Origin of the sequence: Streptomyces sp. NPDC016640 (assembly GCF_043076215.1) — a bacterium.
Taxonomy (GTDB): Bacteria; Actinomycetota; Actinomycetes; order Streptomycetales; family Streptomycetaceae; genus Streptomyces.
This window is the reverse complement of sequence record NZ_JBIBRG010000019.1, coordinates 143,413-157,455: the sequence shown is the minus strand read 5'-3', so window position 1 is coordinate 157,455 and position 14,043 is coordinate 143,413. Positions and strand designations below refer to the sequence as shown.

4 protein-coding genes are annotated in these 14,043 nt (G+C 76.0%); 1 reads left to right on the top strand and 3 read right to left on the bottom strand.

Going from position 1 to position 14,043, the window contains the following annotated elements; translation table 11 throughout:
- The coding region (locus ACF07S_RS30700; RefSeq protein ID WP_391975672.1) for an SDR family NAD(P)-dependent oxidoreductase at positions 1–6,014 on the top strand (6,014 nt) is incomplete at its 5' end.
- Positions 6,015–6,708: 694 nt separating this feature from the next.
- Here ACF07S_RS30700 and ACF07S_RS30695 read toward each other — a convergent pair.
- From ACF07S_RS30695 to ACF07S_RS30685, 3 genes are all read right to left on the bottom strand, one after another.
- Positions 6,709–7,557: an ABC transporter permease gene (locus tag ACF07S_RS30695; RefSeq protein WP_391966702.1), complete on the bottom strand. Its 849-nt coding sequence runs from the start codon at positions 7,555–7,557 to the stop codon at positions 6,709–6,711.
- A 31-nt stretch (positions 7,558–7,588) separates the two neighbouring features.
- On the bottom strand, positions 7,589–8,611 hold the full coding sequence (locus tag ACF07S_RS30690) for an ATP-binding cassette domain-containing protein (RefSeq protein WP_391966701.1): 1,023 nt from the start codon (positions 8,609–8,611) through the stop codon (positions 7,589–7,591).
- Positions 8,612–8,730: 119 nt separating this feature from the next.
- Positions 8,731–13,971: a beta-ketoacyl synthase N-terminal-like domain-containing protein gene (locus tag ACF07S_RS30685; protein WP_391975671.1), complete on the bottom strand. Its 5,241-nt coding sequence runs from the start codon at positions 13,969–13,971 to the stop codon at positions 8,731–8,733.
- Positions 13,972–14,043 lie beyond the last annotated feature (72 nt).

The following is a 14,043-nucleotide window of genomic DNA, read 5'->3' as shown; positions in this document are numbered from 1 at the left end:
CGACCGAACTGCGCAACCAGCTCAACAACCTCACCGGACTCCGACTCCCCGCGACCCTGGTCTTCGACCACCCCAACGCCCTCGCCGTCACCGAGTTCGTGGAGGCCGAACTGGCCGCCGCCCACCCGGCGTCCGGCGACGACGCGAACGGCGACGCCGGAGAGGACGGCATCCGCCGCGCACTGCGGTCGATCCCGACCAGGCGCCTGCGGGACGCCGGTCTGATGGACGTCCTCCTCGAACTCGCCGACGACGAAGGAGCGCCGGCGCACGCGGGGGCCGTCGCAGACGGGGAGGAGTACGGCACCGGCCCGGACGACGACGCCGACGGCACCGTCGACGCCGTCCCGGACGCCCAGGACGACCTCCTCCCCGAGCCCTCCCAGGCTCCCGCGGCCCCCGACGCCCTGCGTGCCGCCCGCGCGGAGACCGCGCGGCTGCGCCGGGACAACCGACGGCTCACCGCCGCCCAGCACGAGCCGATCGCCATCGTCGGGATGGCCTGCCGCTACCCGGGCGGAGTGACCTCGCCCGAGGACCTGTGGCGGCTGGTGACGGACGGCGCGGACGCCATCACCCCGTTCCCCGAGGACCGGGGATGGGACCTGTCGATGCTGCGCGACCCGGAGGCCAGGCACCCCGACGGCTACTACGCGCGGGAGGGCGGCTTCCTCGACGGGGCGGCCGACTTCGACCCCGGGTTCTTCGGCATCTCGCCCCGCGAGGCACTGGCGATGGACCCGCAGCAGCGGCTGGCGCTCGAGCTGTCCTGGGAGGCGCTGGAGCGCGCGGGCATCGACCCCGGCTCGCTCAAGGGCAGCCGCACCGGTGTCTTCGCCGGCGTGATGTACCACGACTACCCCGGCAGCGACGGCAACGGCAGCGTCGTCACCGGCCGCATCGCCTACAAGCTCGGCCTCGAGGGCCCGGCGGTCTCCGTGGACACCGCCTGCTCGTCCTCCCTGGTCGCGCTGCACCTCGCGGTGCAGGCACTGCGGCAGGGCGACTGCTCGCTCGCCGTCACCGGCGGTGTCACCGTGCTCGCCACGCCCGGTGTGTTCGTCGAGTTCGGCCGGCAGGGCGGGCTCGCGCCCGACGGACGGTGCAAGTCGTTCGCCGCGGCGGCCGACGGCACCGGCTTCTCCGAGGGCGCGGGATTCCTGGTGATCGAGCGGCTGTCCGACGCGCTGCGCAACGGGCACGAGGTGCTGGCCGTGGTCCGGGGCTCCGCCGTCAACCAGGACGGCGCCAGCAACGGACTCACCGCCCCCAACGGCCCCGCCCAGCGCCGCGTGATCCGGCAGGCCCTCGCCAACGCGCGGCTCGCCGCCGACCAGATCGACGCGGTCGAGGCGCACGGCACGGGCACCACGCTCGGCGACCCGATCGAGGCGCAGGCGCTGCTGGCCACCTACGGCCAGGACCGCCCGGACGACCGGCCGCTGCTGCTCGGCTCGGTGAAGTCCAACATCGGCCACACGCAGGCCGCCGCCGGCGTCGCGGGCGTCATCAAGATGGTGATGGCGATGCGGCACGGTGTGCTGCCCGCCACCCTCAACGTGGACGCGCCCAGCGACCAGGTCGACTGGACCACCGGGTCCGTCGCGCTGCTGACCGAGCAGCGGGAGTGGACCGGCACCGGCCGCCCGCGCCGCGCCGGTGTCTCCTCCTTCGGCATCAGCGGAACCAACGCCCACGTCATCGTCGAGCAGGCACCTGCCGCAGCGCCGGCGGCCCCCGCCGCACCCGGCGGGGCGGACGACGCGGGCCCGGCGCCGGCCGCGGTCGTACCGTGGCTGCTGTCGGCGCGCGACCAGGACGCCCTGCGCGCCCAGGCCGAACGCCTCCTGGCGCACATCGAGGGGGCCGGGACGGCCGGTGCGGACGCGCCGCGCCCGCTCGACATCGCGTACTCGCTGGCCACCACCCGCGCGGCGTTCGAACACCGCGTCGCGGTCGTCGGCGCGGACCGCGACGGGCTGCTGGCGGCCCTGGGCGCGGTCGCACGGGGCGAGGAACCGGCCACCACGGCCCGCGAGGGGCTGCTCGCCGTCCTCTTCCCGGGCCAGGGATCGCAGCGGCTCGGCATGGGCCGGGACCTGTACGACCGGTTCCCGGTGTTCGCCGAGGCCTTCGACGCGGCCTGCGCCGGACTGGACGAGCACCTGGACCGGCCGCTGCGCGAGGTCGTCTGGGGCGACGACGAGGACACCCTGAACGGCACCGCCTACACCCAGGCCGCCCTCTTCGCCCTCGGCACGGCCCTGTACCGGCTCGCCGAGTCGTTCGGTGTCGTCCCCGAGTACGTGGCGGGACACTCCATCGGCGAGATCACCGCGGCCCACGTCGCCGGGGTCTTCACCCTGGAGGAGGCCTGCGCGCTGGTCGCCGCCCGCGGCCGGCTGATGCAGGCGCTGCCCGCCGGCGGTGCCATGGCGGCGGTGCAGGCCACCGAGGCCGAGGTGCTGCCGTACCTCACCGACGGCGTCGGTGTCGCCGCCGTCAACGGCCCCGCCTCCGTCGTGGTGTCGGGTGTCACGGAGGACGTGGAGAAGGTGACCGTGGTCTTCCGGGAGCAGGGCCGCCGTACGACCGCCCTGCGGGTGTCGCACGCGTTCCACTCCCCGTTGATGGAACCGATGCTGGAGGAGTTCCGGGCCGTGCTGGAGCGGCTGTCGCCCCGGCCGCCCGCCCTGCCCGTCGTCTCCAACCTGACCGGAGCCCTCGCCACCGAGGACCAGCTGTGCTCCGCCGACTACTGGGTACGGCACGTCCGCGAGGCCGTCCGCTTCGCCGACGGGGTGCACACCCTGCACGAACAGGGCGTCACCCGGTTCCTGGAACTCGGCCCCGACGGCGTCGCCTCGGCCATGGCGCGCGAGACGCTGCCCGAGCACGCCGTGACCGTCGCCGCCCAGCGGCGCACCACCCCCGGCGAGACCGCCCTGGTCGACGCCCTCGCCCGGCTGCACGGCCACGGCGTGCCCGTCGACTGGGCCGCGTTCTTCGCCGGCCTGGGCGCCCGCCGGGTCGCCCTGCCCACGTACGCCTTCCAGCGGCGCCGTTTCTGGCCCACGGAGATGCACATGGGCGCGGGGGCGGAGGCCGCCGGTCTGACGCCCGCCGACCACCCGCTGCTCAGCGGTGTGGTCGAACTCGCCGGATCCGACGGTCACCTGTTCACCGGACGGCTGTCGGTCGGCACGCACGGCTGGCTCGCCGACCACGTCGTCATGGGCGCCGTCCTCGTCCCCGGCACCGCCCTGCTGGAGCTGGCGGTGCACGCCGCGAACTCCCTGGGCTGCGAGCTGGTGGAGGAACTCACCCTCGCCGCACCGCTGGTCCTGCCCGCCCGGGGCACGGTCCGGCTCCAGGTCGGCATCGGCGCCCCCGACGACTCCGGCCGCCGCTCCCTGGGCATCCACTCCCGGCCCGCCGACGACCCCGGGGCCACCTGGACGACACACGCCGAGGGCACCCTCGCGACCGGCCCGGCGGCCTCCGACGCCACCGACTTCGACGCGTCCGTCTGGCCGCCCGAGAAGGCCGAACCGCTCGACACCGACGGCCTGTACGAACGCTTCGAGGACTCCGGCTTCACCTACGGGCCGGTGTTCCGGGGCCTGCGGGCCGCCTGGCGGCGCGACGGCGAGGTGTTCGCCGAGGTCGCCCTGCCCGACGGCACCGACGGCGGTGCGTACGGCCTGCACCCGGCGCTCTTCGACGCCGCACTGCACGCCACCGCACTGGCCGGCACCGCCCCCGACGGCGACTCGCCGCAGGACGGCGGGACCTCGCAGGGCGGCGGGGTGCCGTTCTCCTGGAACGGCGTGTCCCTGCACGCGGTCGGCGCCTCCGCCGTCCGTATCCGGCTCTCCCGCGGCGACGACGGCACCCTCGCGATCGCCGTCGCCGACACCACCGGCGCCCCCGTGGCCACCGTCAACTCCCTGGTGACCCGCCCGATCTCCGCCGAGCAGCTCGGCGGCGCGGCGGGTGCCGACCGGGACTCCCTGTTCGCCCTGGACTGGATCCCGGCGCCGGAGCAGACGGCGGGCACGCCGTCCCAGGCACCGACGGCCGGATCCACGGCCGGGAGCGGGAACGCGGCCGCGCGGGTCGCCCTGATCGGCCCGGACGACGGCGTCCTCGACGCGGCCGTCCGGAACGCCGCCGCCGCTGCCGGCAGGTACGCGGACCTGACGGCACTGGCCGGCGCGGCGGCGGAGGAACCGGTACCGCCGGTCGTCCTCCTGCCCGTCCACACCGGCAGCGCACCGGCCGACAGGGCACGGGCCGCGCACACCGCGACGGCCCACGTCCTGGAGACGCTCGGCACCTGGCTCACCGACGACCGGTTCGCCGCCTCCCGCCTGGTCGTCGTCACCCGGGGCGCGACCGACGGGGCCGACCCGGCCGCGGCCGCCGTATGGGGCCTGGTGCGCGCGGCCCAGGCGGAACACCCCGACAGGTTCACCCTGCTGGACCTGGAGAACCCGGACACGGCCACGGACCCGGGCACGGAGAAGGGGACGGGAACGGAGGCGGTACTTCCGTCCGCCGTTCTCGCGCCCGCCTCCGACGAACCGCAACTTGCGGTGCGCGAGGGCCGGGTGCTCGTGCCCCGGCTGGTCCGGGTCACCGCACCCGAGCCGCAGGGCACGGGCGGCTGGGACGTCGAGGGAACCGTCCTCGTCACCGGAGGGACCGGCGGTCTCGGTGCCGCAGTCGCCCGCCACCTGGTGACCGAGCACGGCGCGCGGAGCCTGCTGCTGGTCAGCCGGCGCGGCCCCGCCGCCGACGGCGCCGGGGAACTCGCCGCCGCTCTCGAGGCGGAGGGTGCCCGGGTCACCGTCGCCGCCTGCGACGTGACGGACCGCGCCGCGCTCGACCGGCTGCTCGCCGAGGTGCCCGCCGACCGGCCGCTGCGCGCCGTGATCCACGCGGCGGGCGTCCTGGACGACGGAATGATCGGCACCCTCACGCCCGAGCGGCTCGCCGCCGTGCTGCGGCCCAAGGCGGACGCCGCCTGGCACCTGCACGAGGCGACCGCGGACCTCCCGCTCGACGCGTTCGTGCTGTTCTCCTCGGTGGCCGGCACGCTCGGCAACGCGGGACAGGCCAACTACGCGGCGGGCAACGCCTTCCTGGACGCCCTCGCCCGGCACCGCCGGAACCGGGGCCTGCCCGCCCTGTCCCTCGGCTGGGGCCCCTGGACCCGGGGCAGCGGCATGACCGGCGAGCTCGGCGAGGCCGACATCGCGCGGATGACCAGGGCGGGCATGCCGCCGATGCCGCCGGAGCAGGGCCTGGCCCTGTTCGACGCGCTCCGCGCCGCCGACGCGGGAGCCGCGGTCCTGCCCGTGCGGCTGGACCTGGGAACCCTGCGGTCCCTCGGCGAGGTCCCGCCGCTGTTCCGGTCACTGATCCGGGTGGCGTCCCGCCGTACGGCCCCGGCGGCCGGGACGGCGGCCGCCGCCGCGGACCTCACCCAGCGGCTGTCCGGACTCACCCCGGCGGAGGGCCGGGAAGCACTGCTGGAGCTGGTGCGCGGTCAGATCGCCACCGTCCTCGGTCACCTGGACCCGGCCGCCGTCGAACCGGACCGGCCCTTCCAGGACCTCGGCTTCGACTCGCTGACCTCCGTCGAACTGCGCAACCGGCTCGGCGCGCTCACCGGCACCCGCCTCCCGGCCACCCTCCTGTTCGACTACCCCACGCCCAGCGAACTCGTCGCCCACCTGTACGCGCGCGTCGCCCCGGCCCCGTCCGACGGACCGGAGGCGGTCCTGGCGGAGCTGGACAGGCTGGAGAAGAGCATCACGGGCATCGAAGTGGGCGCCGACCTCTTCGAACAGGTCGCGGGCCGGCTGGAGGTGCTGCGCAGCAAGTGGCAGTCGCTGCGCACGGAGGCGTCCGCCGCGTCCGGCGAGGAGGACGACGCGTTCGACTTCGACTCCGCCACGGACGAGGAGGTGTTCGACATGCTCGACAACGAACTCGGCCTCTCCTAGCCACGCGTCGTCCGGGCGGAGCCCCGGCGCCGACGATGCCGCCCTCCCCGCCACCGGCGGGGAGGGCGGCATCGTCGCGGGCGGCCGTCCCCGGACCGGGCAGCCGCCCCCGGTCCACCGGCGGCCGTGGGACGCCGAACGCGTGGGCGGGCCGCTCCCCGCGTCCTCGCGGGCACCGCTTCACCCCTGAAAACAGGGAGGTCGACCCGTTTCCCGCTCTCCGGATGCCCGTTCGGAGCGGGTGCGGATCGGTGCGCACCCCTCTGAACAGCGTTTTTGCCGTCGGCCCGACACCTCACCCCGCCCGTTCAGGGGCGGTCGATGACCGTGGCGGGCAGGGGGCCGCGGACTCCCCGCGAACCCGGGGCGCGCACCGCGCCCGACCGGGACGCGGGCGGCGGGACCGGCACGGGAGGCGGGGCGTCCGCGGTCCGCCCCGCGCGGACCCCCCTTCCGTGCCCTGGTCACGGCTCTGGTGCGCCCGTTCGGCCCCCCGCACCGCGCCCGCACGGAAAAAGGGCCGGGAGTCCGCGTGAACAAGGGGCCGGAAACCGCACGACGAGGGCCTGTGGCCCGCACACGAGGAGGGCCCCGCAGCCCGCACGGCGAGGTCCGTGCCCGCACACGAAAAGGGCCCGTGGGTGCCGGAAGGCACCCACGGGCCGGGTCCCCCGGGCGGGGGAGCGGTGCGGAACTACAGGGGCCGGCGGAAGCCGGCCAGGGCGGCGATCGCGCCCGCCGCGCTGATCACCGCGCCGATGAGCAGCGCGGGAATCGCGTGGTCGAGGCCCGGCACGTCCAGCGCGAGGGCGCGGGTGGCGTCGATGGCGTACGTCAGCGGGTTCACCTGGGCGACGGCCGCCAGCCAGTCCGGCAGGTCGGCGACCGGCACGTACGCGCTGGACGCGAACATCAGCGGGAAGATCACGATCAGGGCGAGGTTCTGCAGGGGCTCCGCGCGCCGCAGCCAGGCGCCGGCCGCGATGAAGGCCCAGCCCAGGGCGAAGCTGATGAAGAGCGTCAGCCCGGCGGACAGGGCGAGTTCGGCGATGCCCCCGTTGGGGGAGTAGCCCAGGACCGTCATCGCCAGCACCATGATCACCAGGATCTGCACGGCGCTGCGCACCAGCCCCACGAGACTGCGCGCGACCAGCAGGGCCCCGGGGTGCACCGGCAGCGAACGCAGCCTGGCGACCACGCCGTTGCGCAGGTCCTCCACGAGGCCCACCCCGGACTGCATCGCCGACTGGGCGGCGTTGTCCACCAGGACGGCCGGCAGCACGAAGTCGAGGTAGCTGACACCGTCCGGGAAGTGCGGGGGCATGCCCATCTTGCTGAACACCTGGGTCAGCACGAACAGGATGACGACCGGCTGGATCAGGCCGAACAGCACGATGCCCGGGTCGGTCACCATCGCCCGCAGCGACCGCCCGGTGAGCACCCGCACCTGGGCGACAAACGAACTCCCGCCGAAGTCGAGTGCCTTGAGTGCGACGGCCGCGGGCGCGTCCGGACGCCGGGCGGGAGTGAGGTGCGTGGTCAAGAGGTCCTCCACAGAGGGCGTCGGGTGGCGGTCACGCCGGGGTCCGGGCGTGCTGCTCGGCGAGGGTCAGATACACGTCGTCCAGGGTGGGTTCGCCGAACGTCAGCTCGTCGGCCTCGACGCCCACCTGGTCCAGCGCGCGGATGACGTCCGCGATCTCCCGGGTGGTGTCGATCGGGACGACGAGGCTGCGGGTGCCGTCCTCGCCGCCGACCGGCGCGAACCCGGCGCCGCGCAGCGCGGCCCCGGCCCGCGCGGGCGCGTCGTCGCTGTCCAGCGTCAGCGTGACGGTGCGCCGGCCGACGGTGGCCTTGAGCTCGTCGGCGGTGCCGGAGGCGACGACCTTGCCGGCGGAGAGCACCGCGATCGAGTCGGCGAGCCGGTCGGCCTCCTCCAGGTACTGCGTGGTCAGCAGGACCGTGGCCCCCTGCTCGACCAGGCCCTCGACGATCTCCCACAGCTTCAGCCGGCTGGACGGGTCCAGACCGGTGGTGGGTTCGTCGAGGAAGATCACCCGAGGGCCGCCGACCAGGGACACGGCCAGGTCGAGGCGGCGCCGCAGGCCGCCCGAGTAGCCGCTCGCGCGCCGGTCGGCGACCGTGGTCAGTTCGAACAGCTCCAGCAGCTCCCCGGCCCGGGAGTGGGCGGCCCGGCGTCCCGCCCCGAGCAGCCGGGCGATCAGGACGAGGTTGTCCCGTCCGCTGAGCTGCGTGTCCACCGACGCGAACTGGCCGGTCAGACCGATACGGCGGCGGATCTCGAAGGGGTCGCGGGTCACGTCGTACCCCGCCACCGAGGCCCGTCCGGAGGACAGGGGCAGCGCGGTGGTGAGAATGTTGACGAGCGTGGTCTTGCCGGCTCCGTTGTGGCCGAGGAGCGCCAGGACCGTGCCCTGGTGGGCGCTGACGCTGACCGAGTCCAGGGCTTTGACCGTGCCGAACGACTTGCTGACGGAATCCGCCACGATCATCGGATCGCCGCCGGAGCCGGAGCCCGGGCCGGATCCGGCCCCCGCTCCGGGCTGGGTGATGGGGGGCGTGACGAGCCCGCTCATGAGGTGATCTCCCGCTGGTGGATGTGCGCTGGGTGGAGGACCGGCCACCGGCCGGCCCGTGGAAGCCGCCGCCCGCCGGGCGACGGGACAGGGGCACGTGGGGACACGCCGGGGACCGTCTACCGGCCGCCCGGCGCGTCCGTACCGGCCGCCCCGTCCATGAGGCGGAACAGGTCCTCGTCCGTCGCGTCCTCCAGGTCCAGGGGGCCGACGGCCGGTTCCCCGCCGTCGGCGCGGGCCGGCGCCCAGCGGGCGGCCAGCGTCCTCAGCCGCACCGCCGTCCCGGAGCCGAGGTCCGCGCCCGACGTGAGCAGTGCCTCGAGCTCGTCGACCAGGGCGCCCGCGTCCCGGACACGGACCGGCCCGGACCGCCGGAGCGTGTCGCACACCAGCCGGGCCACCGCGGCGGGGGAGGGGTGGTCGAAGACCAGGGTCGGCGGCAGCCGGACCCCGGTGACGGCGGTGAGCCGGTTGCGCAGTTCGACGGCGGTGACGGAGGTGACGCCCAGTTCGGTGAAGGCCAGGCCCGCACCGGCGTCCGGCGGCAGCTCCCCGCCGATCACGGCCGCCAGCTCGCCGCGCACCAGCTCCGTCACCAGGGCCTCGCCCTCCGCCTCCGTCAGGCCCGCCAGCCGCTCGGCCAGCGCCGGTGCCGCGTCCGCCGCCCCCACCGTCTCGGGGCTCGCCACGGTCACCGTGCCGGCGGGCACCGAGGCCAGCCAGTACGACTCGCGCTGGAAGGCGTACGTGGGCAGGGGGACCGTCCGCGCGCCGGGCAGCACCGCCGGCCAGTCGACGGACAGGCCGTGCGCGTGCAGCCGCACGGCGGCGGCGAGCAGGGCGCCCTCCTCGTCCTCCCCGCCCCGCAGCAGCGGCTCCACCACCGGCCCGGTGCCCGGCTCCCGCTGCCCGAGGCGTTCCTCCAGGCACTCGTCGACCATCGGGGTGAGCGCGGCCTCGGGGCCCAGCTCGACGTAGACGCCGGTCCGCGCGTCGGCCAGGTGCCCGACCGCGTCCGCGAACCGGACCGCCTCCCGGGCGTGCCGCACCCAGTGGCCGGGATCGCGGGCCTCCTCGGCGGTGAGCGGGCGGCCGGTGACCCCGGAGACCAGCGGCACCTCGGGCCCGGCGAAGGACAGGGACGCCACGGTGGCCCGGAACTCGTCGAGCACCGGGTCCATCAGCGGCGAGTGGAAGGCGTGACTGACCACCAGGCGGCGCGTCTTGTGCCCGGCGGCGGTCAGCTCCCCGGTCAGGTCGGCCAGCGGACCGTCGGCGCCGGACAGCACCACCGAGCGCGGGCCGTTCACCGCGGCGACGGCGATGTCCGCCTCGCGCCCCTCGAGCCACGGCCGCACCTCGGCCTCGGAGCAGCGGACGGCGACCATCGCCCCGCCCGGCGGCAGCGACTGCATCAGCCGCCCGCGGGCGGCGACCAGCGCGCAGGCGTCCGGCAGGCTCAGCACGCCCGCCACGTACGCGGCGGCGATCTCACCCACCGAATGGCCCACCAGCCGGGCGGGCGTCACCCCCCAGGAGGCCAGCAGCCGGTACAGGGCCACCTGGAAGGCGAACAGGGCGGGCTGCGCGTAGCCGGTGCCGTGCAGCAGCCCGGCCTCCTCGCTGTCCGGGCCGGCCCACATCACCGAGGTCAGCGGCCGCTCCAGCAGCGGGTCGAGCTCCGCGCACACCTCGCGCAGCGCGGCGTCGAACACCGGGAACGCGGCGGCGAGCGCGCGGCCCATGCCGGGACGCTGACTGCCCTGACCGGTGAAGACGAACGCGGTCTCCGCGGAGCCGCCGCCCGCGCCCCGGCCCGCCGCCCCGGTGCCGTCGCCCCGGGCGAAGGCGGCGGCCGCCGCGACGAGCGCGTCCCGGCCGGCCCCGGTGAGCACCGCCGTACGGCCGTGCAGGGAACGGGTGGTGAGCAGGGAGTACGCGATGTCGCGGGCCGGCACCTCCGGGTGCGCCTCGGCGTACTCGGCCAGCCGCCGGGCCTGGCCCCGCAGTGCCGCCGCGTCCCGGGCCGACACGAGCCACGGCACGACGGCCCGCCCGGTGTTCCCCGCCCGGCCGGCCGGTGCGGCCCCGGCCTCGGCCGGGGCCTCCTCGAGCACGAGGTGGGCGTTGGTGCCGCTGATGCCGAACGACGAGACGGCCGCCCGGCGGGGCCTGCCCTCCCCGGCCCTCCACTCGCGCGCCTCGCTCAGCAGCCGCACGGTCCCCGACGACCAGTCCACCTGCGGACTGGGGGTGTCCGCGTGCAGGGTGCGCGGCAGCACCCCGTGCTCCAGCGCCAGCACCATCTTGATCACCCCGGCCACGCCGGCCGCCGCCTGGGTGTGGCCCAGGTTCGACTTGACCGAGCCCAGCCACAGAGGACGCCCCTCGGGACGCTCCCGCCCGTAGGTGTCGAGCAGCGCCTGCGCCTCGATCGGGTCGCCCAGCGGTGTGCCGGTGCCGTGCGCCTCGACCACGTCGACGTCCGCCGCCGTGAGCCCCGCGTCGGCCAACGCCCGCCGGATGACCCGGCGCTGGGCGGGACCGTTGGGCGCGGTCAGGCCGTTGGAGGCGCCGTCCTGGTTGACCGCCGAGCCGCGGATCACGGCGAGCACCCGATGGCCGTTGCGCCGCGCGTCGGACAGCCGCTCCAGCAGCAGCAGACCGGCGCCCTCCGACCAGGCGGCCCCGTCGGCGCCCTCGCCGAAGGACTTGCAGCGGCCGTCCGGGGACAGGCCCCGCAGCCGGGAGAAGCCCACGAACGGCGCGGGCGTCGCCATCACCGCCACGCCGCCGGCGAGGGCCAGCTCCGACTCCCCCGACCGCAGCGACCGGCACGCCAGGTGCAGCGCCACCAGCGACGAGGAGCAGGCCGTGTCCACGGTCAGCGCCGGGCCGTCCAGGCCCAGGGTGTACGAGATCCGCCCGGACAGCGCACCGGCGGAGGTGCCCACCGGCAGCAGCCCCTCCAGTTCCCCGGACGGATCGGTCGCCCCCGTCGCGTAGTCGTGGTACATGGCACCGGTGAACACACCGGTACGGCTGCCGCGCAGCGACAGCGGATCGATCCGGGCCCGTTCCACGGCCTCCCAGGCGACCTCCAGCAGCAGCCGCTGCTGCGGGTCGGTGGCGAGCGCCTCCCGCGCCGACATGCCGAAGAACCCCGCGTCGAAGTGGGCGGCGTCGCGCAGGAAGCCGCCCTCGCGGGCGTAGGTGGTGCCCGGGTGCTCCGGGTCGTCGTCGAAGAGGGTGTCCAGGTCCCAGCCACGGTCGGTCGGGAACCCCGACACGGCGTCGCCGCCCTCGCCGAGCAGCGCCCACAGCGCCTCCGGGGAGGCGGTGCCCCCGGGCAGCCGGCAGGCCATGCCCACGATCGCCACCGGCTCGTCACCGGACACCCGGCCGGGCGCCGGCTCCTCGTCCCGGCGGTTCAGCCCGGCCAGTTCCCGGGCGAGGGCGGCCGGGGTCGGGAAGTCGAAGGCCACCGCCGCCGGCAGCGGCAGGCCCGTCGCCCCGGCGAGCGCGTTGCGCAGCCGCACCGAGGCCACCGAGTCCAGGCCGTGCGCGCGGAAGGTGACGTCCGGTCCGATGGGCTCCGCGCCCTCCGGGTTCCCGAGCACCTCGGCGACCGCGGCCACGACCAGGTCGAGGGCGGTGCGCGGGTCCGGGCGGGGCGCGTCGGCGGGAACCGGCCCGGGGTGCGCGGCGGCGTCGGCCAGGATCTGCTCCAGCGCCCGCCGGTTGAGCTTCCCGGCGGGCGTGCGCGGCAGGTCCGGCAGCACCACGAGCTCCAGCGGGATCTTGTACTCGGCGACGCCGCGCTCCCGCAGGAACGCCGTCACCTCCCCGAGGCCCACCGGGCTCTCCGGCACGTCCCCGGCATCCGGCGCCGCGGACGGGCCGGCCGGACGGGCGGTCACCACGAGGCAGGGGTACTCCCCGAGCCGCGGATCCGGCTTGGCGACCACCGCCAGCGGACCGATGCCCGGCAGGTCCGCCAGCAGGCCCTGGATCTCCACGGCGTTGAACTTGCGGCCGCCGACGTTGATCAGTTCGGCGGAGCGGCCGTGGAACACCACGAGACCGTCCTCGCCGATCGAGGCGAGGTCACCGGTGCGCAGCCAGCCGTCCTCCGACACCACGGACCGGGTCAGTTCCGGCTCCCCGTAGTACCCGCGGAACATGCTGGGGCTGCGGTAGTACAGCTCCCCGGCCTCGCCGGGAGCGCACGGCCGGCCGTCCTCGCCGAGGACGCGCAGCCGCGCGCCCCGGACCGGCCGCCCCACGCTGTGCGCGGCGACCTCCGGCGGGTCCCCGGCCAGGCTGCTGGTGCCGTTCCCGGCCTCCGACATCCCCCACACCACGACCAGCGCGGTCCGAAGGGTCTCGCGCACGTCGCGCACCAGGGCGGCGGGCAGGGCGGCGCCGGCGGTGAGCACCCGCTCCGGGCGGAACCCGGCACCCCCTTCCGACTCCCGGACCCGGGACACCACGTCGTGCAGCTGCGCCGGCACGGCGACCACCACGCTCGGCCGCACCGACCGGGCGAGCTCCAGGAACCGGTCCACGTCCCACGCGCGCAGCAGCACCTGCCGGCCGGAACGGAACAGCGCCGAGTACATCGACTGCAGTCCGAAGCAGTGCGTCAGCGGGCAGGCCGTGATCAGGGTGCCGGCGAACGCCCCGGCGCTGTCCTCGGTGGCGGCACGGGAGTTGGTGAGCAGCGAGTCGTGGGTGTGCAGGCAGATCTTGGGCCGCGCGGACGTCGTGCCGGAGGAGGGGAACAGCAGGAACGGCGCGTCGGGCCGCACCCGGACCGGCCGGGGCCGCTCGCCCGTCCAGCGTGCCAGCAGGTCCCCGACCGACTCCGTGCCCTCCGCCGGGTCGTCGCCGGTCACGAGGACCGTGCGCAGCGACGGCAGCGCCTCCCGCAGGGCCGCCGCGGCCAGCGGGCCGCCCGGCTCCTGGGTGCCCGGCGGCAGCACGAGCACCGTCGGACCGACCCGCTCCAGCAACGCCCGTGCGTCGGCGGGGGCGTTGCCCTGGTGGACGGGCAGCGTGACCGCCCCGACCGACGCCGCCGCCAGGTGCAGCGTGACGTACTCCCAGCAGTTCGGCAGGTGCAGGGCGACCACGTCGCCGGGCCCGGCACCGGCCTCCTGCAGCGCGCGGGCCAGCGCGTCCACGTCGGCCCGCCATTCCCGCCAGGTGCGGGCGCGTTCCCCGTCCACCAGCGCCACCGCGTCGCCGCCGCCGCGCACGGCGGCGGCGAAGACGTCGGGCAGGGTGAGACCGTCCAGCTCGCCCTCGGCGGCACCGGGCGGCTGGATCTCGTAGTCGTCGGCGTGGACGGGCACCATCACTCCCGGGGGTCGAGCGTTTCCGGCGAACGGGGGACCTTCCCAGGCTGTTGCCCAGCACCCCGGGTTTTC